The sequence below is a fragment of the Caballeronia mineralivorans PML1(12) genome, assembly GCF_001028175.1.
Taxonomy (GTDB): Bacteria; Pseudomonadota; Gammaproteobacteria; order Burkholderiales; family Burkholderiaceae; genus Caballeronia; species Caballeronia mineralivorans.
On the sequence record NZ_AEJF01000085.1, the window covers coordinates 18,717 to 43,069 of the forward strand.

The 24,353-nt window shown below is 60.6% G+C and carries 23 protein-coding genes and 1 pseudogene; 13 read left to right on the plus strand and 11 right to left on the minus strand.

Translation table 11 applies throughout. The annotated features are described in order from the left end of the window. Positions 1-26 precede the first annotated feature (26 nt). The 5 genes and pseudogenes from EOS_RS12695 to EOS_RS12715 all read right to left on the minus strand — a co-directional run bounded on the left by EOS_RS12695 (position 27) and on the right by EOS_RS12715 (position 4,634). On the minus strand, positions 27-329 hold the full coding sequence (locus tag EOS_RS12695) for a putative quinol monooxygenase (RefSeq protein WP_047847102.1): 303 nt from the start codon (positions 327-329) through the stop codon (positions 27-29). Positions 330-431: 102 nt separating this feature from the next. Beyond that, a complete protein-coding gene (locus EOS_RS12700) occupies positions 432-2,036 on the minus strand; it encodes a S10 family peptidase (RefSeq protein WP_047847001.1) in 1,605 nt (534 codons plus the stop codon). An 85-nt stretch (positions 2,037-2,121) separates the two neighbouring features. Further along, positions 2,122-3,696 carry a S53 family peptidase gene (locus tag EOS_RS12705; RefSeq protein WP_047847103.1) on the minus strand — a complete coding sequence of 525 codons (1,575 nt, stop codon included), beginning with the start codon at positions 3,694-3,696 and terminating at the stop codon, positions 2,122-2,124. Between the two features lie 195 nt (positions 3,697-3,891). Continuing rightward, a pseudogene (locus EOS_RS48025) lies at positions 3,892-4,093 on the minus strand (DUF488 family protein); the annotation flags it as partial. Positions 4,094-4,214: 121 nt separating this feature from the next. Continuing rightward, a complete protein-coding gene (locus EOS_RS12715) occupies positions 4,215-4,634 on the minus strand; it encodes a GFA family protein (protein ID WP_047847002.1) in 420 nt (139 codons plus the stop codon). 169 nt (positions 4,635-4,803) lie between these two features. Between EOS_RS12715 and EOS_RS12720 the strand changes: the two genes are divergently transcribed. From EOS_RS12720 to EOS_RS12730, 3 genes are all read left to right on the plus strand, one after another. Then, complete coding sequence (locus tag EOS_RS12720; protein WP_235442794.1) at positions 4,804-6,117, plus strand: inositol monophosphatase; 1,314 nt, start codon at positions 4,804-4,806, stop codon at positions 6,115-6,117. Beyond that, positions 6,107-6,631, plus strand: coding sequence for an isochorismatase family protein (locus EOS_RS12725; RefSeq protein ID WP_235442795.1), 525 nt, complete (start codon positions 6,107-6,109; stop codon positions 6,629-6,631). Before EOS_RS12720 ends, EOS_RS12725 begins: the two co-directional genes overlap by 11 nt. A gap of 324 nt (positions 6,632-6,955) precedes the next feature. After that, positions 6,956-7,756, plus strand: a complete 801-nt coding sequence (locus EOS_RS12730) for a transporter substrate-binding domain-containing protein (protein WP_047847003.1) — start codon at positions 6,956-6,958, stop codon at positions 7,754-7,756. Between the two features lie 26 nt (positions 7,757-7,782). On the opposite strand, the gene EOS_RS12735 is transcribed toward EOS_RS12730, so the two are convergent. After that, positions 7,783-8,034 (minus strand): hypothetical protein, encoded by a 252-nt coding sequence (locus EOS_RS12735; RefSeq protein WP_047847004.1) that lies wholly within the window; start codon positions 8,032-8,034, stop codon positions 7,783-7,785. Here EOS_RS12735 and EOS_RS12740 point away from each other — a divergent pair. From EOS_RS12740 to EOS_RS12750, 3 genes are all read left to right on the plus strand, one after another. Beyond that, complete coding sequence (locus tag EOS_RS12740; protein WP_047847005.1) at positions 8,033-8,620, plus strand: nucleotidyltransferase family protein; 588 nt, start codon at positions 8,033-8,035, stop codon at positions 8,618-8,620. The two genes, EOS_RS12735 and EOS_RS12740, sit on opposite strands and share 2 nt — an antisense overlap. Positions 8,621-8,732: 112 nt before the next feature. After that, positions 8,733-9,275: a hypothetical protein gene (locus EOS_RS12745; RefSeq protein ID WP_235442796.1), complete on the plus strand. Its 543-nt coding sequence runs from the start codon at positions 8,733-8,735 to the stop codon at positions 9,273-9,275. Positions 9,276-9,607: 332 nt separating this feature from the next. Continuing rightward, positions 9,608-9,787 (plus strand): hypothetical protein, encoded by a 180-nt coding sequence (locus tag EOS_RS12750; RefSeq protein ID WP_047847006.1) that lies wholly within the window; start codon positions 9,608-9,610, stop codon positions 9,785-9,787. Positions 9,788-9,808: 21 nt separating this feature from the next. Here the strand turns inward: EOS_RS12750 and EOS_RS12755 are convergent, their stop codons facing one another. Together EOS_RS12755 and EOS_RS12760 are read right to left on the minus strand one after the other, a co-directional pair. Continuing rightward, complete coding sequence (locus EOS_RS12755) at positions 9,809-11,092, minus strand: sugar efflux transporter (protein WP_053063861.1); 1,284 nt, start codon at positions 11,090-11,092, stop codon at positions 9,809-9,811. A 161-nt stretch (positions 11,093-11,253) separates the two neighbouring features. Further along, entirely contained in the window at positions 11,254-12,588 is a 1,335-nt protein-coding gene (locus EOS_RS12760; RefSeq protein ID WP_047847007.1) for an ATP-binding protein, read from the minus strand. A 435-nt stretch (positions 12,589-13,023) separates the two neighbouring features. Here EOS_RS12760 and EOS_RS12765 point away from each other — a divergent pair, with 435 nt between their 5' ends. The 3 genes from EOS_RS12765 (at position 13,024) to EOS_RS12775 (ending at position 14,849) form a co-directional block, all read left to right on the plus strand. Beyond that, complete coding sequence (locus EOS_RS12765) at positions 13,024-13,305, plus strand: hypothetical protein (RefSeq protein ID WP_047847008.1); 282 nt, start codon at positions 13,024-13,026, stop codon at positions 13,303-13,305. A 174-nt stretch (positions 13,306-13,479) separates the two neighbouring features. Beyond that, a complete protein-coding gene (locus EOS_RS12770) occupies positions 13,480-13,794 on the plus strand; it encodes a hypothetical protein (RefSeq protein ID WP_047847009.1) in 315 nt (104 codons plus the stop codon). Between the two features lie 368 nt (positions 13,795-14,162). Then, entirely contained in the window at positions 14,163-14,849 is a 687-nt protein-coding gene (locus EOS_RS12775) for an outer membrane lipoprotein (protein WP_047847010.1), read from the plus strand. A gap of 541 nt (positions 14,850-15,390) precedes the next feature. Here the strand turns inward: EOS_RS12775 and EOS_RS48030 are convergent. The 3 genes from EOS_RS48030 to EOS_RS12785 all read right to left on the minus strand — a co-directional run bounded on the left by EOS_RS48030 (position 15,391) and on the right by EOS_RS12785 (position 19,000). After that, entirely contained in the window at positions 15,391-15,645 is a 255-nt protein-coding gene (locus tag EOS_RS48030) for a hypothetical protein (protein ID WP_075645323.1), read from the minus strand. Between the two features lie 677 nt (positions 15,646-16,322). Then, complete coding sequence (locus EOS_RS12780; protein WP_047847108.1) at positions 16,323-17,600, minus strand: Zn-dependent hydrolase; 1,278 nt, start codon at positions 17,598-17,600, stop codon at positions 16,323-16,325. 14 nt (positions 17,601-17,614) lie between these two features. Continuing rightward, complete coding sequence (locus EOS_RS12785; RefSeq protein WP_047847011.1) at positions 17,615-19,000, minus strand: dihydroorotase; 1,386 nt, start codon at positions 18,998-19,000, stop codon at positions 17,615-17,617. Positions 19,001-19,135: 135 nt separating this feature from the next. On the opposite strand from EOS_RS12785, the gene EOS_RS12790 reads away from it, so the two are divergent. From EOS_RS12790 to EOS_RS12805, 4 genes are all read left to right on the plus strand, one after another. Further along, positions 19,136-20,026: a LysR family transcriptional regulator gene (locus tag EOS_RS12790; RefSeq protein WP_047847012.1), complete on the plus strand. Its 891-nt coding sequence runs from the start codon at positions 19,136-19,138 to the stop codon at positions 20,024-20,026. A 222-nt stretch (positions 20,027-20,248) separates the two neighbouring features. Then, positions 20,249-21,340 (plus strand): DUF917 domain-containing protein, encoded by a 1,092-nt coding sequence (locus EOS_RS12795; protein ID WP_047847013.1) that lies wholly within the window; start codon positions 20,249-20,251, stop codon positions 21,338-21,340. A gap of 13 nt (positions 21,341-21,353) precedes the next feature. Then, positions 21,354-22,994, plus strand: coding sequence for a urocanate hydratase (locus tag EOS_RS12800; protein ID WP_047847014.1), 1,641 nt, complete (start codon positions 21,354-21,356; stop codon positions 22,992-22,994). A 4-nt stretch (positions 22,995-22,998) separates the two neighbouring features. Next, the gene (locus EOS_RS12805) at positions 22,999-24,333 is read left to right on the plus strand and encodes an MFS transporter (RefSeq protein WP_082163329.1); all 1,335 of its coding nucleotides are present in this window, start codon (positions 22,999-23,001) and stop codon (positions 24,331-24,333) included. The last annotated feature ends 20 nt before the right edge of the window (positions 24,334-24,353 follow it).

A 24,353-nucleotide genomic window follows, 5' to 3' on the forward strand; every position in this document is an offset into this window, starting at 1 on the left:
AACGCCGCAGCAAGTCGAATGCGAGCTTAGCCCGGCAGCTTCGACGCCAGTACATCGACCTTCACGATCTGCGGCGGCGAAGCGAACAGTTCGCCTGCCTTCGCCATCAGCGCCTCGGCAACCTTGCCGGCAAGATGCGCGTCGCGACCGGCTTCGTCGGGGAAGGCATCGAAGATTCCGAACGTGGTCGGGTTCAGCTGCAGCGCGAACCATGCAGTTGTTGCAGGCTCTTGTTCGACCAGCTCCAGGCCGCCTAATAGAAACGCCTCGACATCTTTCTCCTTGCCGGCTTTTGCTTCCAGCCGGACCCACAATGCTGTGTTGACCATGTCATCCTCCGTGGAGTCGCGCCGCCGTCCGGATGCGCGTTCATCATGCTGCTCGTGTTCCAATCGCAACTTGCGTTCCCGCCGATAGCCCTCAAACAACCGCTATGCTTTCTTGCGTTGCTGCAGCGCGCGTATCCGCCCCATGGCTTCGTGATTGCTCGTGGCAGCTTCATACATCGTCGCGAGATCCGCCTTCAATTGCGTGCGCGAACCGCCGTCCAGATAGATCATGTGGCCCGACGGATAGAACTTCGCCGATAAATTCTCGCGCACGGTTTTATCGATGAGCGGCATTTGCTGGAGGTCCAGCACCGTCTGGTAGAACGGCGTCACGAAGTCGTAGTAACCATTCGCTGACAGCACCTTCAGGTCAATGTTGAGCGCCATCACCGCAGCCAGGTCGCCGGCTGTATAGAGAATGATGTTGCCCTTGTCGTCCATGCCCTTTTCAGCGCCTGTCGGGTCCTTATGATGAAAATCCCAGTTGAGAAAAGCCTGGTCGTTGAGATCCGTAAACGACGACGTTGATGTGAACTTCAACTGCTCGTTCAGGTACTGATTCCACATGGCGGTGTACACGCCGGTCACGGCCGTCATGGTGGGATCGTTGCCGCCGGAATTCGGATCGATCTTGCCCGCGATACCCGTTGAAATGGCTGTCACGCGACCGTCATACGAACCTAGCGCCACGCCTTTCGACTTCAGCAGCGTGGTGAGAAACAGCGAGTTGCCGCGGCTGTCGTAAGAGGCCATGTCCAGGCTCCACGCAATCAGCGTAGCTTTGTCGATGCCCGTGTATTCGGAGAGCTTCTCCACGGTGTCGTTGTCGGTCTGCGGGAATTTACGCAATGCCGCGATGTAATCCGTGCGCGCAAACTGCGCCACTTCTTCCGAGAAAGCCAGCAGATCCGTGGGGCGCGGATGCACACCCAGCTTGCGATGAAACCACGCATCGGCGGCGGCGGTCGGCAATGCCCCCACCGGATTGCCGGATTGGGTGTAGTCGAGAATCGACGACTGCAGCGTGATGCCGTTCAGGTCCACGCCGTCCTCGTGCAAGAGGTACGCAAGCACGCAACTGCGCGCCGTGCCGTACGACTCGCCGTACAGGAACTTCGGCGAATTCCAGCGGTTGTTCTTCGTCAGGAAGCGCTTGATGAATTGCTTGATGGAGTTCGCGTCCTGGTCGACGCCCCAGAAATTGCGGTTCTTGTTCGGCGCAATGGCTGCCGAATAACCCGTGCCGACCGGGTTAATGAACACGAGATCGCTCTTGTCCAGCAGGCTGTCCGGGTTGTCCTCCATTTGGTACGGCGCGGGCGGCGTGAAGTCGGGAGTGGAGGTCTTGATGCGTCTCGGCGCGTAGGACCCGAGCAGCACGAATACCGCTGACGACCCCGGCCCGCCGTTATAGAAAAACGTGACCGGACGCGATTCTTCCGTCTGATTGTCCTGCGTGAACGCAACGTAGAACAGCTTTGCCTCGGGCTTGGAACTGCTCGGATCGACGATCACCAGATGGCCGGCGGTCGCCGTGTAGTCGATCTTCTTGCCGCCAATGACCGCCGAGTGATGCGTGATGGCTGCATTTTCGTCGGTCAGGGTGGCGTCGATGGAATCGTCGGGACCGTTGCCATAAGGGGTGGGATCGAAGTAAGGCTGATCCGGCGTGGTTGAAGTTTTTGCCGCTGAACTGGAGTTCGTCATGATTGTTCCCTTGCCGGTGTTGTTGGAGTTCTTGCCTGGCCCATCGTCAAAGCACTACCAAAACTCAACTAATCCACTAAAACCGCTACTTCAGCGCCGCCGCCACTTTCGCGCCGTCCGGGCTACCCAGTCCGGTGCAGGCATCCCATCCGACTGTTGCCTCGAAGCTGCCGTTGTTTCCCTGCGTGATGTCGTGGCCCGCGGTCTTCGCGCCGTACAGCTTCGGGTTGAGAAAACCCGCCGGCTTGCCCGCAGCCGCGTTGATCCGGGCAACAAGCCCTGCCCATAGCGGCGCGACCGCGCTCGTGCCGCCCACTACGGTCTGCGTCCCGCCGATGATCACATCGTAGCCGGTGAGCGGTGACGCGTCGCCGGCGACATCGGGCACGCCGCGTTTAGTCAGCACCGACTTCGCTCCATTGACACGCGTCACGCTCAAGCCTTTCTGCCACACGGGCAGCGCAAACGCAGCACTCACTCCGCCACCGCCTGCACCGCCCTGGTCGCCGTCGTTCCACACCACTTCGCTGCCAATCCCCTTGGCCGTTGCCCTCAGTTGCGTTCCACCGCACGCCAGCACGTACGGGCTCGAGGCCGGAAAGTCGACGTGGTCGAGGCCGTCCGCGGCGCCGTCGTCGGAACCGCTGTCACCGGAGGCCGCGCACACGGTCACGCCCAGTGCCGCGGCGGATTGCAGCACTTCGTTGAACGCAGTTTGCGACTGCGACGTCCAGTTGGTTTCCGGGCCACCCCAGCTGATCGAGATGACCGACGGTTTGTTGGTGTCGTCGTGGATTGCGCGGTTCACGGCGTCGATAAAACCCGCGTCGCTGTTCCTCGTGAAATACACGGCGATGCGCGCGCCCGGCACGATCGCACCGACAATCTCGATGTCCAGCGTCACTTCGCCATCCGGCCCGTTCGGGTTGCCGGTAGGCGCGTTGTTAGCCTGGTCGACGCCGACGGCGATCACCTCCGGCTCGGCCACGCCCAGTTGCGAAAAATACGCGCTCAGGTCGCTTTCGTTATACCCCCCGCCCAATTCGATAATGCCGACGCACTGGCCACTGCCGTCGCCGTCGGGGAAGTCGTAGAGCCGCGCCAGATCGAGCGGCGTGTACGACGTGCTCGACCCGCTGCGCGCCGTCTTGAATGGCGGCCGGAAGCGAAAATGCGGCCGCGCCTGCGGGCGGCTATCGAGACCCAGCACGGCCGTCACCGCGTCCTTCATGTCCTCCGGCACGTTCACCGGCCCCGTTCGCCCGCGATACTCGCCGACCGCGTGATGTTCGAAGCGCTCCAGCTTGACGCCGAAGGCTGCGCTGAACTGGGCGATGGTTCCGGACAGCACCACACTGCGCGAGCCGGCGTCGGCGCGTACCACGTCTAATCTGTGCGTCTTCGCGAAGGCTTCGATCTTGGCCACATCCGCTTCCGATGCCCCGAAGCGCTTGCCGAATTCCTCGCGCGAGACGGGCACGGCGTCGGCGGCGCCTGCGTTGATCTTCTCCATCAACTGGCGGAATGCGTCCTCGTTTTGCCGCCGAAGCATCACCACCACTTCGATTTTTTCGTCCGGATTGCATGCCCCAAGGCAACGGGCGCCTTCGGGTTGCGACTTGTCGCTGCCGGGTAGCGGATGGGTGGGGAGTTTGCTCATGGATTCGTGCTCCTTGCTGGTACGGGAAAATTCGTGTCGCGTGGATTCGGAGTTCGAGATGAGTTTCAAGCGATTCCCTCGATTCCAGGTGATCTCTGCTTGCATCAGCCTGTTATCCGACACGTCGCGACGTTCGCAGTTCCAGCACAAGCAAACGATTGCTTTTCTGCTTATGCAACGGTTCGGACGAGGCTGTCAATTCGGCGTCGCCCCCGCCTTCGCGTCCGGTCCAGGGTAGATCACGGTGCCATCGGCTTGCGGCGTGAGCGTCGCGGGCCTGACCTGATGTGCACCCATGATGTGCAGCACGGTCTCGTCGCGCGAGCAGATAATCCGCCACGATCCGCCGATGGCACCGCCACCACACCGCTTCCGAGCACACGATCGCGCAGCGCTGCGGACATCGACGAGGACGCCGATCTCGCTTTCTCTCAGCAGGTCGGTAAATTCCGGGAGCGGACGGGTCGAATGGCCGATGGTGAAAAAAGGCGTATTCATGCAGCGACCCCGCGCGCTCGTCAGGACCGGTCTTCCGGATATTCCCGCCGGCCGTCGCCGGACAACCACGGCTCACGGCGAATGCACCAGAGTTCGTAGGTCGGATTGAGGAAACCGGTTTCATCAAATGCGCCGATCGGCAGGTCGATTTCGTCATTGTTGACGTACGCGATGTAGGCCACCGATCCACATACCGGGCAGAAGTGGCGCCGGGCATCGGCGGAACTCTGCCAGGCCTTGGTCGCGCCCGACATGGTGACCTGCTCCTCCAAATAGACCGCGTACGCACCAAACGCCGAACCGTGCACCTTGCGGCACGTCATGCAATGACAAAGGCCGACGCGATCCGGCGCCGCCGACGCCGTAAAGCGCCATGCACCGCACGCGCAGCCACCTTCATGACGGGTTTCATCGAGGGTTTCCTGATTACTGTCGTTCATCGCGACCTCCCTATAATCTGGTATCTGTTATCTATTGGACGAAGCACAGCCTTGTAGCAATCGTAGTGGCAATTCGCGTGGTAGCAACCCGCGCGCCGCATCGATTCTAAAAAGTGTAAGTAGCGTGGTTTTGCTACGATGACACCCCCACGAGACGGAGATGCCACTCATGAAGCACGTATCCCTGCTGGCTCTGCTCCCTACCGGCGCCACCGCGGTTACCACGGCGACCGGGCCACACGCAGCGCCGGGCGCCACCGATCTCGCGGCCCACGTGCTGTCGCATGAACGTTTTGACGCCGCCGCGAACGCGCCGTCGCCGCGCCCAGATTACAAAAACGTGCACGTCGCGGATGTCATGACCGACGAGTACGTGTTCCCGCTCGGAGACACCGGCAAGTCGATCGTGCTGTCCGGTTATCAGATCGCGGCGGGATTTCTCGCCGAACGCGCCGCCGACGAATGGCTCGAACTCGCGCGCCAGCAGCACGCGGCGGCGGGAGGCGCGGCGGACGACGGCACGCGGCATGTGCCCGATCCCGCTGAAGCCGATCAATTGATGGATCGCGCGCTCGAATCCGCCGAGCGCATTCTTGCGCCGTTCGAAACTGCGCCGGTCGCGTCGCTATTCGAAACGCACTATCGCGGCGGACGCGAATTTCTGCGCTTGAGCTGGGAAGGCTTGCCGGAGGACCTCGTGCCTAAATCGCGACGGCCGGCGGTGGCGTTGAAAACTGCCGCAGCGTTGGCGCCTGCATCGGTGAAACAGGACTACGACCCGTACGGGCTGGAAGGCACGAGCGATTACGACGTCGACAAGCCGTTGGCCTATCGGGAAAAGATCGGCCCGTTCCTGCTGACCATGACGTATCGACATGAATATCCCCAGGTCGACGATGAACGGCTCGGCACCGCGTTCGCCGTGTTTCATGAAGCGGGCACGGACATCGTCGCGGCGGCGCTCGAGTTGAAACTCGTGAAGGTGCCGCCCCTCCAGAGCAGCGCGGACCTCGTGTATGTCCTCGATACCTACTCCGGCGAGATGCTTTCCCTTGCGCTGGCAGCAACCGAAGCGCTCGGGCCTGAGCGCCTGTGCAGCGTGTTCAACGCGTATCGGGTGGTGTATATCAGCATGTGGGAAGTGAGGAAACCATGGCGCGGCCAGGGTCTGGGCGTTGCCTTGCTGCGCGAGGCGTTGGAGCGGTTGCCCGCCGATTCCGACGGTCGTCCCGATGCATTGTGCGTCGCCCCCGAGCCGTATCAGACCGAGGCGCGATATCTTGTACAGTTGCCGCCCGCATTGCGCCGCGAACTCGATGTGCCCGCTCAGAGGCTCACCCGGCATTTGTCGGAGTGGCTGGATCGTGCAAACCTGCAGAACGTGAAAACGCATTTTTTCATCCCGATGGCGAAACACGAAGGCATTGGATCGGCGGGTGAAAACGCCCGGCTGATCGACCGGATCATGGAAAGTGAAGCCTGATCCTGTGCTTGTCATCATCGATATGCAGGCGAAATTGATGCTGCATATCGATAACGGCCCGGCCGTGCTGAAGCGTTGCGCTGCGCTTGTCAAAGCGGCCGATCTGCTCGATATCCCGGTGCTTGTCACCGAGCAGAATCCGCGTGGGCTGGGTCCGAGCGTCGATGGCTTGATTGGCGAGCGGCATCGTGTGATCGAGAAGGATACATTCGACGCAACGCTGTGCCCGGACTTTGTGGCAGCGTTGCCGTCGAAGGAGACGGTGCTGTTCGTGGCCGGTTGCGAAGCGCACGTCTGCGTGCTGCTGACCGTGACCGGCTTGCTGAGGCTAGGCTATACGGTGGAACTGATCGCCGATGCAGTTGGTTCACGCGCGCCGGAGAATAAGGCAATTGCGCTCGCGAGAGCGCAGCGCGAAGGCGCGCTCCCCACTACCACTGAAAGCACGATCTTCGGCTGGCTGGGAAGCTGCCGGCATCCGCGGTTCAGGGACGCGCTGGCGCTGGTCAAGTAGCGGATTCAGGTGGCCACGCGACCCACGGCGGTGTTGATAAAGGCAATCCGCGCCTCCCGTCTTTTCGCTTCCGTGCCCCGAGCCATGAGCCATGAGCGGCACGCTCCGCCCGATCAGCGTCGCGCATGGCAAACGATTGGCCCACCTCCCACCCACCCAATAAACCGCCGTGCGCTAGCCATGCACGCCGATCATGGCCGGCATGAGGATATTTCGATTGTTGCGGGTTTTTGGCCTCCCTAGAGTGCTTTCACGCGTACGGTCACGTAGCGCTCCGGGAGATCGAATACCCGCTCTCCGACTTTTCTGCTCAAGGCCACCATCATGACGACTCATCTTTCCCGCCTTGCCCGGCGCCTCTTCGTGGCCGCCGCTTTCGCCGTGCCGTTAGCGGCCACGACTACTTTCGCGCACGCGGACGCCCTCGATACCGTGCAGAAAAACGGCGTGATCCGGGTTGGCGTGTTCATGGACTATCCGCCGTTCGGCTCGATCGGTCCGGACATGAAGCCGCAGGGTTATGACATCGAAATGGCCGACTATCTGGCCAAGACGATGAAGGTCAAGGTCGACCTCGTGCCGATCACCGGCGAGAACCGCATGGCTTATCTCGCGACCGGCAAGGCCGACGTGCTGCTGAGCGTGGGCCAGACGCCGGAGCGGGAGAAAATTCTCGATTTTTCGCGGCCGTACGCGCCGTACTATCTCGCGGTATTCGGGCCGAAGGCATTGCCGGTGAAGAGCGAAAAGGACCTGGCGGGCAAGACGATATCGGTTGCACGCGGCACCCTGGAAGATCTGAGCGTAACGAAGGTCGCACCGCCGGACGCGACGATCAAGCGTTTCGATGACCCCAATGGCGCCATTTCCGCGTTTCTGTCCGGGCAGGTTCAGTTGATGGTGGTGGGTAACGACGTGGGCGCAACGATCATCGCGCGTAATCCGCCGATCGCACCCGAACAGAAATTCCAGCTTTTTAGTTCCCCGGATCATGTTGCCGTGAACAAGGGCGAAGCGCGCTTGCTGAAGGAAGTCGATGCGGCTGTGTTGAAAGCGAAGAACGATGGCACGTTGAACAAGCTTTCGACAAAGTGGCTCAAGGCCCCGTACCCGAGCGATTTGTAAGCAACGCCCAAGGCTAAGCTTTCGGTTTAAAAACTGCCACCGTGAGGAGGCAGTTTGCGTTTCATTTGTTCGGCGCGGTGTTCACGAATCTTCACGTCGATGCCGACCTGCCCATCACGCTCGACAAGGTGCTGCCGAAAACAACAGTCTGATGATTTGTTGCTCGAAAAAACCGCATGACTGCGTTCATATTGCTCGCCACGCGGTTTTTTTCGTGCTTGCGGCGTACCCTGCGGCTTGTCAAAATCGACGCTTCTTACTATCGGATAGCCGGCCATGAGTTATTCATCGAGCGCGACCGGCATTCTGCTCGCAGCCGGTTACGGTTCCCGCTTCGATCCGAGCGGACTTCACAACAAACTTCTCGCTACGCTTCCCGACGGCACCCCGGTGGTGTTTCAGTCCGCGCGCCGATTGCTGTCGGCAGTGTCGCGAGTGGTCGCGGTGGTGAGGCCGGGGTCGGAGAAACTTGCGGAGGTATTGAACGAAGCGGGCTGCGATGTGATGTTTTCCATCGATGCCGAACGCGGCATGGGCGCGACGCTCGCCGCAGCGGTGCGCGCGACGCATGACGCGGAGGGCTGGCTGGTGACGCTTGGCGACATGCCGTGGATCAAGTCGCAGACCATGGAAGCCGTGGCGCGGTCGCTGGATGGGGGTGCGTCGATCGTGGCGCCGTTTTATCGCGGGCAGCGAGGGCATCCTGCGGGGTTCAGCGCCATGCATCTGGAAACGCTCAGCGCGCTCGACGGCGATGCCGGCGCGCGGACGCTGTTCATGTCCGAGGCAGTGGAGCGTATCGACGTAGACGATGCGAATATTCTCCGCGATGTGGATTCGCCGGAGGACTTGCAGTTGCACTAAACGATGCTCTTGTTGCCCGCACGATGGTCCGGCGCAAGGCTGAAACATTTAGAGACCCAACTGAAACAACACGTAACCTGAGTCAACTTTCCTGAAAGCCTGGCGTTAACCCGTGGACAGCGCCAATCCTGGCGACGATTTCAAGGCAACCGACTCCATGGCCGCCCTTCCGCTTTCAGCACTCCAGCAACGTCAACAAAAACAAGGCCACGCGGCGCTCGTCCCGAGATCCGCCGGGCAACTCAAGGCGGAACATGACGGCATCGTCGGCCGTGCGCAGTTTTTCCTCTACGCGACCATCGCGCTGGCTATCGTTGGCGTGATCGCCGTCGCCGTGCTGCCGTTCTCGTCCATTCCCAACGACTTCAGTTTCGGTGCGCAGGAAGTGGTCGGCGTCGCGGTGTTCGCGGCGTGCCTGTTCCTGCTGCACGAGCGCGCGGAACTCACGCTGCGGCTCTACAACTACGAACCCGTCGAACAGACCACCCAGGGCGAACTGCGCGCGCTGCTGCATCGCGTGCCGGAAGGCGTTTCGTATCAGAACGCCCTCGCCGCCGACAACCGGACGTTCGTGACTGTGGAAGCGGAAGAAATTCGTCGTCGCGCCGATGCGTTCAAACCGCAGGCCGAAGGCCAGGAAGCCGCGGAATCCTGATCGCGGCGCGTTGACCGGCCGCTGGGCGTAATCGAGCCCCTTAGCGCCCGTCGTATGAAAATCGCGCGGAAACAAAAATGAAAGCCGCCGCTCCGCATTCGCGGGCCGGCGGTTTTCATTTTTTATGCGCGTGTGCCGTGCTTGAACGCGGCATTCTTTTAATTCTCTTCGAACGGGAAAACGCAAGCCCTCACGCGCGAACCGTGGCCCGCATGGCGCCCGCCGGGTATGACGTGAAAGACGCGTTTTTCCGGGCCTGTCTTTCAGCCCGCATACGCCTATGCTGAAGTACGTGACATAAGCGTTCGACTGCAAATACACGGAGGCGAGTCATGAACCACGTGAACAACATCCAGTACATGAAATACGACATGCAGAGCAATCCCATTCCCGACCCGCTTGCCGACCCGAACCGTGATCCTGAAGCGGACCCGTTGTCGCCGCCGTCGCCGGGCCATCGGCCAGAGGAACCGCAGCATCCCGACGCGCCGCCGGACGGGCATCCGGTTTAATAGTCTTGCTACCAACCCGGGTTATGGCGCGGTTTCCGTAACGTCGATAACGGCAACCGCGCTGCCTGGAACGCCCGGCTCCGCCGCTGGATCGAAGAACATCTTCGCGCCGCGCTGATAGTTAAAAATGAACAGCACCACCGATGCCGTCGACGCCAGCAGCACGCAGAAAACGAACACCGCGCGATAACCCCACGTCGCCGCAACGAACCCCGATGCAACACCTGCGAGCACGGAACCCGTGCGCATGGTGTTGAAAAACAGCGTGGTCGCGCGGGCCAGCGCGCCGGGCATCAGCTCCTGAAAGTATGACATCCCGAGACAAGACGTCACTGCGACCACCACGGCGTTGAGGATCTGCAGCGGCACGAGTACCCAAAGATTCGGCGCGAGCGCGATCCCGGCGAAATACACAATGTGGGACAGCGACGCGAACGCGATCATGTTCGCCTTGTTGATGCGCCGGGCCGCGCCGCCGAGCAGGAGCATCATCGGAATTTCGGCGAATGCGCCGAGGCCGACCATCTGCGCAACGTGCGCGGTCGTGCCGTGCAACTGATCGACGATCAGCACAGGCAGCATGATGGTCGCGATCGCCGAGCCCATGCCGATCAGCGTAAAACTCACCAGCGCCGCGTACACATGCGCGTTTTTCGCTTGGCTCGGGATTTCGCTGCTGGTTTTATCGGCGGCCTCGTAGGTGTCGTAGGTCTTGGGCTCACGCATGCACAACACGATCAGGCCGGCCAGCGCAAACGCGCCCGCCGCCGATAAAAACAGCCCATTAAACCCCGACACGCCCAGCACGATCGCGCCGACCGCCGGACCGAACACCCACGCACAGGACAGCGTGGTGCGCAGGGTCGCCATCGGCAATTCGGTGTGTTCGATACCTTCAGCGTGCAGCCTCGCTTTGCCGAACGTAAAAAGCTGCGGGAACACCGCCGCGCCGATGCTCAGGAACACACAGCCGAAGATGGTCAGTAACACGTAGTTACGCGTGACGCACAGCAGCGCATAACCCAGCGCCGATCCCGCGATGGACAGCAGCACAATGCGCTTTTTATCGCTCCGGCGATCGGCGATACGTCCGAGATACGTACTCACGATCACGCTGCTCACCGCGGTCAGCGTCATGAAGATGCCGAGGCGAAGCGGCGTCATATGCGCCTCGGTCGCACCGAACAGCGACGTGTACGGCACGGCGAATGAGGAAGCGATGCCGGACAGGAACATCGCGAGTGAAATGCCGGGATAACCGGGAAGACGGATTAGCGCGAGGAAAGTCTTGAATACGGCGTTCATTGAAACTCACGTTGGCGGCCAGGGTCCGTCGCGCGGCGCTCCGTTCGAGCGAGAGAAACGACGTTCAGCGGGCACTTAAACACGAGCGCGCATTTTTTTCAATGACGTTTTCTTCAATGATCGGCGACTCAAAGGCGACGCAAAGGCAACGCACTGCCCTATCAAGCCGCGCGTAGCCCGGTGACGATGACTCGCAATCCGGTCCTGTCGGTCCGGTTAAGCAACGTGAATCCCGCCCGGTGTTTTGCCGCTATCTTGGCCGCAATCGCCAAGCCGAGCCCACTTCCCTGCCCGGTGGAATTCGACGCGCGATAGAAACGATCCAAAACCCGTCCGAGGTCGTCCGGTGGGATGCCCGGCCCGTTGTCTATTACCTCGAGGCACACTTCGTCTCCTTGCTTGGCGAGCAATACATCGACCCGGCCTCCGGGTTCGGTGTAACGAATAGCATTGTCGATAAGGTTTGTGACCAGGGTCGTTAGCGAGGCCTCATCTCCCGACACCGGAACGGCACCGCCTCCTTGCGAGGCATTCTCGCAATCGAGTCCCAGGTCGATTCCCTTTTGCTCGGCTAACACGGACAAGTCGCCAATAACCCGCGATGCGACTTCCTGAATATCCACTTTCCCCTCGCGCGCGCTTGCCTCGGTATCTTCGCGCGCAAGCGCTAGAAGTTGCTGCACCAGGTGAATCGCGCGATTCACCCGCTCCTCCATTTTTCGCAACAGTACGCCGTCATATACGGGTCCTTCGTGCTGTCGCGCGGCCTGTATCTGCAGCTTGAGCGCAGTCAACGGTGTTCTGAGTTCGTGCGCCGCGTCCGCCACAAAAACGCGCTGCACACGCAACGTATTGTCGAGGCGCACCAGCAATTGATTCAACGACTCAACCAGCGGTTGCACTTCTATCGGCAGGTCTTTGTCCTTTTCAATTGCGGTCAGCGTTTCACTCGAGCGCGCCGCCAATGATTTGGAAAGTGTATTGACGGGCCTGAGTGCACGCTTCACGACGAACAATACGAGCGCGATTTCCAGCGGAAGAATCGCTAACAAAGGCCATAAGGTTCTGGACGCGAGTTTCAACGCGAGTTCGTCGCGCACGAACGTGGGCTGACCGAGTTGCACGAATCGCGAGGGCTGTTGCAAGCCGAATACGCGGTAGTGCCGCTCGCCAATTTCTATCGATTGAAACCCGGCGTCCTGCCGCGGAAGTTCTACGCCCGGCGGGGAGTGATAGGTCAAATTGCCCGCCTCGTCCCAGATCTGTATCACGACGCGGTCGTCTTGCAAGCCTTCGAATTCTCCGGAGTTGCTGTTCGCCAGCTTCGCGTCGGCAACCGACTGCGGCAGGGAAATAGCCACCGACCTGAGCTCGTAGTCGAAAAGTTCGTTCGCCTCTTCTCGCGCACTCTGGAAGATGCCGTATCCGGCGAGGATACTCATCAAACCCAGGCCCACGATCAGACCCATCAATAGTTGAGAACGAACCGATTTCACCCAAACCTCGCTAATTAAAAGCCGGTGGGTCGAAAGCCGACGAGCGCTACCCTGCCGCTGTCGACGCCGTGGTTCGAAACTGCAGATTGCGTTCGCCCCACGCGCCGGCCGCAGCAAACCCTCCTTCGTCCGAACCACTAAGCCGCGTTAGTTTTTGTCTAATTTGCCTATTAAGTTGGAGCGCTGGCTTTAAGGTCGGCGTCCACGTTCAAGTGTGAGGTGCATTCGCTTAAGAATTGCTTATCCGTGGTGGTGACACGCAGCTCGTTGCCGGGAATTCCCTTTGCGCCAGGAATTTCACGCATCCCAACGGGCTAAGGTTTCTTTAAGTATTTCCGCCTACTCTTGTCTCAACGGTTGTACGAAGACGTTCCTCCGATTAACGCAACGCTTCACCTACAACGAGTGGTCCGGGAGTACATCATGAAACACCTTATGTCCGCAGTCATCGCCGCCTCAGTGCTGATCTTGCCAGCTGTGTCGTTTGCCGCCCAAGCCGATGGACCCAGAGCGATGGAGCGCGTTGTTCAGCAAAACGACAACTACGAAAAAGACCGTTCGCAGCAACCGCTAACCGCTAATAACGAGGGCAAGTCAGCGCCATCATCGGATGCGGATAAATCGGCCTATGGCTCTACTTCCAATGGTGACTCTCACGAGTCGGGGGCAAGGAGTTTTGCGCCTGCGCAAAGCCCATCGCTGTTCGCGCATCACTGACTACGCGCGTGTGATCGCACTTGGATCGGACATCGCACGCGGCAACGGATTTCGTTACCGTCCGTTACAGAAGAGCAGCATCGGTTGCACATGAAGACGACCTCGGCGGCTACCATTTCCTTGCCAGAGCACGAAGCGCTGCATAGGGCTGGCGGTCCAACCTGGAAGTGAATCATGAAACGCGAAGTATCGTTGCTCGTCGTAGCCATTGCGGCTGCGTGTGCATCCAGTGCTGCTTCGGCGCACGCAAGCATAGGGGTTTATCTCGGCGTCCCCGGACCTGTCTATGTGGCACCGCCGCCGGTCTATTATCCGCCGCCACCGCCCGTCTATTATCAGGCGCCGCCACAGGTTATCTATCAAGCGCCACCTGTAGTCTATGGTCCGCCGCCAGGTAGTTATAGGTACGGCTACGGATACGGGTATAGAGGCGATGGCTGGGATCATCGCGACTGGGAGCATCATCGGCGCCATGACGACGATGATTGAACGCTCGTAGCATCGTGCGAGAGAACATGGCGCCACTCACGCTGGGGCGGCGACTTCACTGCGGCGATAGCCTTCCAGGTTTGCCGCAACCAGCGTCGTTCTCGAACTCTGCGTGCTGATGTGGGTCCTGTTGTCTTGGCACTTCGCAGTCGCGCAGTTTGTCGACGTCCCCACCATCAGCCGTGGTCCTGAGATGATGAAAATGACGGCCGGGGGCGCACACTTCGGCGGTAACGATAGTCATCGTCATCACGGACACCGGTAGCGAGCGCAGGCTCCCACAATTGCTTACACATCTCACAAGCTGACGGTAAACGTGCAATCCGGCAGGCGCGTTATATACGCACACATCCACCTTGGAGATTGCCGTGAGCGCCAATCCTAATCTGTCAGAGTCACCCCGTAGCCGCATCCACCCGTTGATTGCAGCAGCCGCGGTAGCGGTCATTTTGGTCAGCGGCGTCGGAGTCGCTGCCATGACCGGGATTCTCCCGACATCGAAGGCGGTTCCTGCTGCAGTGACTCCTCCCGCACTGCTCGATACGCAACCCGGTGATTCTCTAAACGGGCTGAAGCCGAGTGTGCAGCCCCAGGCGCCGAGCGCAGCGCCGACTCGCCCCGTGACGCATCGTCATCACGTGAACCCGGCGGGACAAAACACTGCATCGAATGAAACCGGCCGTGCGCCTGCTGGACCGGCATACACCGCTGCTCCCGCTGTAGACCCGTATGCCGGCCAGGTCGTTTCCGTGAACACGGTCAAGACAGCAGAACCTACCACGGGCCTCGGCGCGCTTGGAGGTGCTGTGATTGGCGGGCTGGCGGGCACTCAGATTGGCAATGGGCGGGGACGGACGGCTGCAACCATAGTCGGTGCGCTTGGCGGCGGCTTGGCGGGCAACACGGTGGAGCACGCGGTGCACAAGGCGACGACCTACGACGTGCAAGTGCGGATGGAAGACGGTAGTTACAGGAACTTCAGTTACCAGACGGATCCGGGACTCCAGGCAGGCCAGCGTGTGCATGTGTCCGGCGATTCTCTGACTGCGTCTTAAGCGTCTGCGTTGAGCTTCAATCTTTAAGTTTCAATCTTCAAGTTTTCTTAAGCAGACTTAACGCCGCAGCGAATGCGATTCTTCCGTCAGGTCGAAACGGCTTTGCAAAATCGCTGCGGCGCTTCATACACGGCCCTCATGCGAACAGGCGTTTAATCCTTTGCCAGAACGCAAATCGATGCGGGGGCGCGACATCCGTCGACAACGCTTCGTCTGGATGGAAGTGGACTTCCCGAACCTGCCGAACCTGTGAGACAAGCAGCCCGATGTACATGATAATTCTCTCAATGTTGGACTTTTGATTTCAAGGGAAGTCGACAGCATCGAGTTCGAACGCGCATTTCGCGCGCGGCGACATGGGGCTTATCCGCTTCCGCTAGTTAAGGCGTGTGGCGTATGAAGTGGCGTTCGTATCCTGCATAACCCTCCTTTCCTGTTTGTTAGCCGCCTTCACCGGGTGGCCAGCGATTCTCGTAACAACGGTACACGAGATAAGCATGCCGAACTATCACCGCTACCTACGTTAGATTCAACGCGCCCTTCAATGTTCCAGGAAACTCCCCAAAGCCATCTTCGGCCGGTCGGATGCGGGCGGGAACACGCACCAGCAGCCGTCATCGTGGCGAAAGAAAAGCAAAGCGCGAGACCCAAGCGGCAACGAGGTTTCGACACACACATACCGCCTTCGGCCTAAGCGCGTGCGACTGAACTCAGTAACACGAACAGGTGTCGAGAGGCCGGGGGCCAGCCATTTGTCGACCTGCGTACGTAGCGAATATTCATGCGTGGATTTCATGTTCTGCTCCGGCAAACGACTCTTGCTCGACTCCGTCTCGCACGGGCTTGACACTGTCCGCGGTCTGCCCTGCTTCTTCACTCGGGCTTTGACCTATCGTCCTGCTAGTCGCCGACGCCCTCAGTGCGCTGCACCGCGCCAAATGCCTTAAATCCGCGAGTTGGGTAACAAGTTGCCTAGCTGTCCTGCGCCTCATGACAAACCTCCCGCACCGCAACCCAAACTTGATAAAACACTTTAACTGTATGCCTGGATGACCCGTTGCGGGGGGTTGTCGGCAAAATCGCAACAGTTTGTCGCACAGGGAGGCGTCGCTGGATTACTCGCAATGCCTTTGCAGCGGCTGTTTAAATCACCGGCTGCTCGCCATGCTTGTTTATCGGCACGAAGGGATTCGGACTTGAGCGTCGGCGAGCGATGCCGAAGACGTTTTTTAGAGGGGTGAAACCGGATAAGAAACCGGTAAGACTTTACCGGCGAAGTTGTTGGACGCCATGCTATGTCCCCGGTCTAAAAGCGTAGGCGACAGCATCCTTAAAGACCGTCTTCCGATATGCGAATGGCTCCGCCAGAGTATTGGGGAGCCATCGCCTTGGCGCATCGGAAGCGTTCGAAGCGAGAGCGCCTTTAGCGGGCTCGAGCGTCCACGGCTCCGTATCGTAATGATCGCTCCCCACCTATCGTCCCGACGCACTCCCCAGCACCGCGTCCAGTTCACGAATGGCCTGATACAGCACGCGCGTGCCGTCGACCAGTTGCTGCGGTTCGATCCATTCTTCAGGACAGTGGCTCCGACCATTCAAACAGGGAATGAAGATCATCCCGATCGGCCCCGTCGATGCGACATAAACACCGTCGTGTCCCGCGCCGCTCGGCAAACGCATGCTGGCGTAACCCAAGCTGGCGGCCGAGCGTTCCACCGCGTCCATCACCAACGGCTGGCATTGTGTCGGCTTGGCGCGGCTCACATGGGCTGCCAAAGCGGTCAGCCGCAACGCCACCAGATCGCCGGCCACACCGGCCATGAGTTCTTCAGGAAACTGATCGAGCACGGCGTCGCTGTCACTGCGTACTTCCAGCATCAGTTCGACGTGTCCCGGCACCGCGTTCGGGACATTCGGCGTCATCGCAAGACGGCCGATGGTCGCGACCACGTAGTGCGGATCGCCATTCATCGCCGATGCCATGCGATACGCCCGGTCGATCACCCGTGCCGCGCCGACGAGCGCGTCGCGGCGAATGTCCATCGGCGTGGTGCCGGCATGATCGGGCTGACCCGTGACGGTAATCAACACCCGCCGGATGCCGACGATGTTCGTCACCACGCCAATAGGCAGGCGCTTCGTCTCGAGCACCGGCCCCTGTTCGATATGCAGCTCCACGAACGCCGCCGTGCTACCCGGCCCGCGCAGCGCCTGAGTCAGCGCATCGGGATCGCCACCGATACGACGCAGCGCCTCCCGCAACGTCTCCCCCTCAGCGTTCTTCGACGCCAGCATGCCCGCGTCGAGCACGCCTGAAAATGCCCGGCTGCCAACGCATGAAATACCGTAATCGCTCGGTTCTTCGGAGAGAAAGTCGATCACTTCGAACGGGTGATCCAACGCGATGCACTGCTCGTCCAGCGTCTGCGCAACTTCGATCCCTGCAAGGACGCCGATGATTCCATCGAAGCGGCCACCGCCCACAACCGTATCGCAATGCGAGCCGGTGATGATCGGTTTGCTCGAACGCCCCGAGCCTTCGCGTCGGCCGATCAGATTCCCACCCGCATCCTGCGACACGCTCAAGCCCGCCCCGGCAAACTCGCTGCGCAACCACGCGCGCGCTTCCTCGAACAGCGGTGAAAACGCCCGGCGAGTCCATGGCACATCGGGACGCGTGAACTGGCTGAGCCGTTCGACGCGAGCGTTCAGGCGGTCGGCGTTGATCGGTGGGAAGGCAATGTTGGGCATGGCAGCGTTGTGGTTCATAAGTCCGCCGGCAAGTTACCAGCGCGGTTAAAAGAAGCGGGACGCAGGAAACGTCCATCGCCTTTCTGATTGACGATGCGCGCACCGTCGAAGACTTGTTTTCCGCGGCAGTAAGTCGCCGCCACGCGCACGGTGAATTCCATGCCTTCGAACGAACTCCACTGCACCGCTGACAGACTGTGCGATGGATCGAAGGCGTAACGCTCGGGCGTCATAATCACGAAGTCGGCATCCACGCCCACATCGAAACTGCCCTTGCGATCGTGCAGCAGGAAGTGGCGAGCAGGATTACGGCTGAGTTGCTTGACGACCATCGTCGGGGAGATTCCGTGGTTTTCGCATCCGGTCCAGAACGCCGGCAGCAACGTCTCCAGCCCCGGCCCCCCCGATGAATTCTTGAACACGTTCGGATTGCCCTTTCGCTCAAGCCCCCAACTCACGTGATCGGAGGAGACAAACGTACATGCGTCATTCGCGATATGGCTCCACAGCAGTTCAGTCTCGGCCTTCGGGCGGATCGGCGGATAGTGCTTGGTCTTCGTGCCGAACCGCTTCGTATGCTCTTCGTGGTTGAGCATCAGATACTGCACGCAGGTCTCGATGCTGGCCTGATGCCCCGCATTCCGGTACATGCTGCACAGCTCGAAACCACGCGATGTGGACACATGCACCGCATGCGCTCGTGCGCCCGTCTCGGCGCCGATCTCATAGATCAGCGCCGTCGCCAGATTCTCGATCAGCGGCGTATGCGCTCGCATAAAAGCATCCCAACCGGTGTCGCCGGCTTCGATCATGCGGCTGACGTTCTTGCGCGTCAGGTCCTGCATCTGGTTGTGCACGCCGCACACGAGACCCGATGGCGCGATGAGCCGGAACGCTTCGTACAGGTCGTCCTCTTCCACGCGAGGGAAACGGCCCGGGGTCGCTTCGAAGGTCGAGAACTTGAAGGCGCAGACACCGCCATCGATCAATCCGGCCGCTGCCTGCAGCCCGTGTTTGTCGTTGAGCGTGCCGAACAGCGCGACGTCCACATGGCAGTCGCGCTCGACTTCGGCAATCTTCGCATCGAGTTGCGCACGCGATGCCACCGGTTCGGGGTCGTCGTAAGGCATGTCCACCATCACGGTCACACCGCCCGCAGCCGCGGCGCGCGATGCATGGCCGAGGCCTTCCTGATTCGCCTGACTGCCCGAATGCACTTGCCCGTCGATCATGCCGGGCATCACCCATTGGCCACGTGCATCGACGCTTTGTTTCGCTGCCGGCATGTAGCCCGCACCCCGCATTGCCACTCGGCCGTCGCGCACCGCCAGCCAGCCGTCCATGACGACATGGTCCGCATCGACGATATTGCCGCGAACCACCAGATCGAAATCACTCATCTTTCCTCCGTCTCCCGCTTCGATATTGCTTCCGTATTGCTTCGATATCACCCGAGTCCGGCGCAAGTGTAGGCAGCGGCATCCCAAAATGTCTTATGCTTATTTATCCTGTCCACATAACATCGGGTTAATCGTTTGCGACTCAATCTGCGGCAAATCGAAGTGTTCCGCGCCATCATGCTGACGGGGTCCATCAGCGGCGCGGCCAAACTGCTGCACGTCTCGCAGCCGGCGGTGTCGAGGCTGATTTCCTATACGGAACAACGGCTTGGGCTCTCGCTATTCGAGCGCATCAAGGGCCGGCTGTACCCAACGCCTGAAGCACGCCGCCTGTTTACCGAAGTAAATGTGGTCTATCAGGGCGTGCAGCGCGTGAACGAGGTGGCCGACGACCTGATCGAAAACCGCATGGGCCATCTGCGGATTGCGTGCAGCCCGAACCTCGGGCAGTCGCTGATCCCCCGCGCGATCGCGCTGTTCTACGAGCGTTTCCCCGATGTCCGCATCATCCTGCACACGCTGTTGCCAAGCATCCTGCTCCAGGCCGTGCTGACGCAGCAGGTCGACCTGGGTGTCGCGTTCATGGAGGAGACGCATCCCAACGTGCAGATCCGGCCGATTCACGAGAACCGCATCGTGGCCGCGCTGCCGGTCGGTCATCCGCTCGCCAGCCTGGAGACGCTGCATGTGCGCGATCTCGTCGATCAGCCGTTTATCGGTTACGGCACCGACATTCCGTTCGGGCAACTCGTGCGCAAGATGTTCCTCGACGCCGACTGCCCGCTGCGCATCAAGACCGAAGTGCAGCAGGCTCACGTGGCCTGCGCGCTGGTCCAGGCCGGCGTGGGCATTGCGCTGATCGATGAATTGACGATCGGCGGGCCGGCGTGGTCGAACATCGTCGTGCGGCCGGTCGAGCCGGTTATCGCCGCGCCGGTGAGCGTCATTCACGCCGTGCTGGAGCCGTTGTCGCGGACAGCGCAGGCGTTCATCGCCACGCTCGAAGCGATGCGCAACGAGCTCTGAATCGCGCCGCTTTCAGGTCATGCGCGTAAACCCTCCCTATAACATCGCGTTATGTCCCCGCCATAAAAAAGCAATAACGCGTTAAAAAATTGGCTCCCTAGACTCACCCCCATTCGATCGCTACACGGTTCACCCGGGCTTGTCCGCTGCCTTACGACAGCGATAAGCCGGCCATGAGCGTGCGCAAGATCGAGCGCTTCTTAACGAAAAAAGGGGAAAGACATGGGACGCATCCTGAACTTGAAGGACGTTGAAGCGGCCGTGAAAGGCGGCTCGGTGTTCGCCTGCGGCGGCGGCGGATGGGCCGCGCACGGCCGTGAACTTGGCACGCTGGCGGTGACCATTGGACGCCCCGAGCTGGTATCGATGGATGAGGTGCCCGACGACGCGTGGATCGCCACCGCTGCGGCTATCGGCGCTCCGGGCGGCCTCACCGAATGGGAAATGCTCGGCGCGGATTACGTGAAAGCCGTGCAGCTTGTTCAGGATGCGCTGGGCGCGCCGATCCACGGCCTGATCATCGGCCAGAACGGCATGTCGAGCACGCTCAACGGCTGGCTGCCGTCCGCGCTGCTGGGCACGAAGGTCGTGGACGCAGTCGGCGATATCCGCGCCCATCCGACCGGCGACATGGGCTCGCTCGGCCTCGCCTCCAGCCCGCAGCCGATGATCCAGGCCGCCGCGGGCGGCAACCGCGCGCAGAACGCTTATATCGAACTCGTGGTGCGCGGCGCGACGGCGAAGGTGTCGCCGGTGCTCCGCAAGGCCTCCGACATGTCCGGCGGATTCATCGCCAGTTGCCGCAATCCGGTGCGCGCCAGTTATGTCCGCGAGCACGCGGCGCTAGGCGGCATCAGCCGCGCATTGGCACTTGGCGAAGCGATCATCGCGGCGGAGTCGAAAGGCCCACGCGCGGTAATCGATGCGATCTGCAAGGCGACCCAAGGCACGATCATCGGCAGCGGCAAGGTCGTGCGCAACACACTGAAGTACACCGATGAAGCCTTCGATGTAGGTGTGGTCGAAATCGGCACTGGTCCACAACGCTGCCTGATCCACGTGATGAACGAACACATGGCCGTGGACGATGCCCACGGCGTGCGCATCGCGAGTTACCCCGACGTGATCACCACGCTGGATACCGAAGGCCGGCCGATCAGCGCGGGTCAGCTCGTGGAAGGCCTGGAGATTCTTGTGCTGCATGTCCACAAGGCACATTTGCCGTTGTCGTCCTCGGTGCGCGACCCGGCGGTTTATCCGCCAGTCGAGAAAGCGCTTGGCATTGGTTTGTCCGGCTACGCACTCGCCGTTTAAGGAAATTGCAGATATGAAACGCGAATTCAACGTCACGTCCGGGACCACGCTTCGATGCAAAGGCTGGCGGCAGGAAGCCCTTCTGCGCCTGCTGGAAAACGTACTGGCCGTGGGTGAAGACCCGGCTCAATTGATCGTCTATGCAGCGCTCGGACGCGCCGCGCGCGACTGGCCTTCGCACGATGCCATCGTGCATGCGCTCAAGACGATGGCCGAAGATCAAACGCTCGTCGTGCAGTCGGGCAAGCCTATCGGTTTGTTACGCACGCACTCGCGCGCGCCGCTTGTGATCATGGCGAATTGCAACATGATCGGCCAGTGGGCGAAGGCGGAGAACTTCTACGATCTCGAACAGAAGAACCTGATCTGCTGGGGCGGACTCACTGCGGGCGACTGGCAATACATCGGTTCGCAAGGCGTGATTCAAGGCACATACGAGATCTTTTCGCGCATCGCTGAAAGGCACTTCGATAACGACTTGCGCGGCCGTTTCATCCTGACAGCGGGCCTGGGTGGCATGGGCGGCGCGCAGCCGCTCGCGGGCCGCATGGCAGGAGCGGCGATATTAACGATTGAGGTCGATCAGGAACGCATCGACAAGCGGATGAAGATCGGCTTCCTTGAAAAGCAGGCACACGATCTTGATGAAGCGCTTGAGATGATCCGCGATGCGCAGGAAAAACGCGAGCCTTTGTCGGTCGGTCTGCTCGGCAATGCCGCCGAAATGTATCCTGAGATTCTTGCGCGCGGCGTGGTGCCGGACATCGTCACTGATCAGACCGCTGCCCACGATCTCGTCTACGGTTACGTGCCGGTCGGACACACGCTCGATCAGGTTCGTGCACTACGTACCACCGATATCCCCGCGCTCATGAACGCAAGCCGTGCGTCGATCGTGCAACACGTGAGTGCGATGCTCGGCTTCAAGGACCGCGGTGCAATCGTCTTCGACAACGGCAATCTGATTCGCACGCATGCGAAGGAAGGCGGCGTCGAGCGCGCGTTCGAGATTCCGATCTTCACCGAAGCCTTCCTGCGGCCCTTGTTTTGCCGCGCGATCGGACCGTTCCGCTGGATCGCTTTATCGAACGATGCCGACGATATCCGCAAGATCGACGACTACCTGCTCGAACATTTCGCGAACAACGCGATCGTCGTCAACTGGATCAAGCTCGCGCGTCAATACGTTCCGTTCGAAGGTTTGCCGGCGCGCATCGCGTGGCTCGGTCACGGCGAACGAACAGAGCTCGCGCTCGCGGTGAACCGAATGGTGCGCGAAGGTCTGCTTAGCGGGCCCGTCGCTTTCACACGCGATCATCTCGACGCAGGCGCGATGGCACACCCGAACATCATGACCGAGAACATGCGCGATGGCTCGGACGCTATCGCCGACTGGCCTTTGCTGAACGCGATGGTCAACTGCTCGTCGATGGCCGATCTCGTTGCCATCCACTCCGGCGGCGGCGGTTACAGCGGCTACATGACGAGTGCGGGCGTGACCGTTGTTGCGGACGGAACGGTGGAAGCCGACGAACGCTTGCAGCTTTCGATGACCAACGATACCTCGATGGGCGTCATGCGTTACGCCGATGCAGGCTACCCCGAAGCACTCGATGAAGCCGAACGCAAATCCCTGCCCTACATCCGGATCTGATTCCATGTCCAATACGAGCCACGTCGCGGTAACGAACGCTGCCGCCGAGGTCCCGCCAACGCCGAACACGCTGAAGACGGGGCGCCGCGCGGTGCTAGCCGCGTCTATCGGCAATGCGCTTGAGTGGTACGACTTTTCGGTCTACGCGTTTTTTGCGGTGTATATCGCGCAGAACTTTTTTAGTCGCGGCGATGCGGGCGCCGAGTTGTTGCAGGCGTTCCTTGCATTCGGCCTGGGATTTGTCGTGCGCCCGCTGGGTGCGCTCGTGTTGGGCGTCTATGCAGACCGCGCGGGCCGCAAGGCGGCGTTGACCGTCACCATCCTCGTCATGGCGCTGGGCACCGCGATCATCGCGTTCGCACCGCCTTATACGGCGATCGGCTTCGGCGCGCCCTTGCTGATTGTCTGCGGACGCATGCTGCAAGGGTTCTCAGCCGGCGGCGAAGTAGGCGGTGCAGCGGCGTTCCTGATCGAACACGCGCCGCCGAACAAGAAGGGCAAATATGCGTCGTGGTTGCAGGCAAGCATGGCGATCTCGAACATTCTCGGGGCGCTGGTTGCCACGGCCGTCACGCTGCTCCTGACGCGCGAACAGATCGGAGAATGGGGCTGGCGCGTGCCGTTCATTCTCGGGCTTGCCATTGCGCCGGTTGGTTTATGGCTGCGTAAAACGCTCCACGAAACGCCTCAGTTCGAAGCGGAGATGGACCGTCAACATCGCGCGCATCAGGCGGGCAAAACACCGCTTCTGCAAGTCGTTCGCGACTATCCGAAGGCGCTTGCGACCGGCTTTGGCTTCTCCGTGTTGTGGGCCGTCTGCGTATACGTGCTCGTCATCTTCATGCCCATCTACGTGCAGCGGACGCTGCATTTCACCGGGCAGCAAGCGTTCCTCGCGGCGTTGATCGGCAACTGCTTCATGGCGATGGCCTGCGTCTATGCCGGTTCACTCTCCGACCGTTTCGGCCGGCGTACGGTTGCTGCATGGGGCGCCGGTCTCATGTTGATCGGCGTCTACCCGATGCTTGCATGGTTGCAGGCGGCGCACACGCTTTCTGTGCTGATCGTGGTCCAGATCGTGTTCTGCGTGATGGTCGCGATCTTCACAGGCGTGGCGCCTTCGGCACTCTCCGAGCTCTTTCCGACCCGCGTGCGCTCTACCGGCATGTCGCTTTCCTATAACGCAGCCGTCACCGTTTTCGGCGGCTTCGCTCCCGCAATCCTCACATGGCTGACCGAGAGCACGGGTAACGCATTTGCGCCCGCCTGGTACGTCATGGCTGCAAGCATCGTCGCGTTGATTTCCATCGTCTGCCTACCCCGGCAAGCACAACATTAAACAAGAAAGGAAACCGAACC

Excerpts from the sequence above, each read along its gene's own strand:
- EOS_RS12695 (WP_047847102.1), bottom strand. The coding sequence starts at position 329 with ATGGTCAACACAGCATTGTGGGTCCGGCTGGAAGCAAAAGCCGGCAAG.
- EOS_RS12700 (WP_047847001.1), bottom strand. The coding sequence starts at position 2,036 with ATGACGAACTCCAGTTCAGCGGCAAAAACTTCAACCACGCCGGATCAG.
- EOS_RS12705 (WP_047847103.1), bottom strand. The coding sequence starts at position 3,696 with ATGAGCAAACTCCCCACCCATCCGCTACCCGGCAGCGACAAGTCGCAA.
- EOS_RS12715 (WP_047847002.1), bottom strand. The coding sequence starts at position 4,634 with ATGAACGACAGTAATCAGGAAACCCTCGATGAAACCCGTCATGAAGGT.
- EOS_RS12720 (WP_235442794.1), top strand. The coding sequence starts at position 4,804 with ATGAAGCACGTATCCCTGCTGGCTCTGCTCCCTACCGGCGCCACCGCG.
- EOS_RS12730 (WP_047847003.1), top strand. The coding sequence starts at position 6,956 with ATGACGACTCATCTTTCCCGCCTTGCCCGGCGCCTCTTCGTGGCCGCC.
- EOS_RS12740 (WP_047847005.1), top strand. The coding sequence starts at position 8,033 with ATGAGTTATTCATCGAGCGCGACCGGCATTCTGCTCGCAGCCGGTTAC.
- EOS_RS12735 (WP_047847004.1), bottom strand. The coding sequence starts at position 8,034 with ATGGCCGGCTATCCGATAGTAAGAAGCGTCGATTTTGACAAGCCGCAG.
- EOS_RS12750 (WP_047847006.1), top strand. The coding sequence starts at position 9,608 with ATGAACCACGTGAACAACATCCAGTACATGAAATACGACATGCAGAGC.
- EOS_RS12755 (WP_053063861.1), bottom strand. The coding sequence starts at position 11,092 with ATGAACGCCGTATTCAAGACTTTCCTCGCGCTAATCCGTCTTCCCGGT.
- EOS_RS12765 (WP_047847008.1), top strand. The coding sequence starts at position 13,024 with ATGTCCGCAGTCATCGCCGCCTCAGTGCTGATCTTGCCAGCTGTGTCG.
- EOS_RS12770 (WP_047847009.1), top strand. The coding sequence starts at position 13,480 with ATGAAACGCGAAGTATCGTTGCTCGTCGTAGCCATTGCGGCTGCGTGT.
- EOS_RS48030 (WP_075645323.1), bottom strand. The coding sequence starts at position 15,645 with ATGAAATCCACGCATGAATATTCGCTACGTACGCAGGTCGACAAATGG.
- EOS_RS12780 (WP_047847108.1), bottom strand. The coding sequence starts at position 17,600 with ATGCCCAACATTGCCTTCCCACCGATCAACGCCGACCGCCTGAACGCT.
- EOS_RS12785 (WP_047847011.1), bottom strand. The coding sequence starts at position 19,000 with ATGAGTGATTTCGATCTGGTGGTTCGCGGCAATATCGTCGATGCGGAC.
- EOS_RS12795 (WP_047847013.1), top strand. The coding sequence starts at position 20,249 with ATGGGACGCATCCTGAACTTGAAGGACGTTGAAGCGGCCGTGAAAGGC.
- EOS_RS12800 (WP_047847014.1), top strand. The coding sequence starts at position 21,354 with ATGAAACGCGAATTCAACGTCACGTCCGGGACCACGCTTCGATGCAAA.
- EOS_RS12805 (WP_082163329.1), top strand. The coding sequence starts at position 22,999 with ATGTCCAATACGAGCCACGTCGCGGTAACGAACGCTGCCGCCGAGGTC.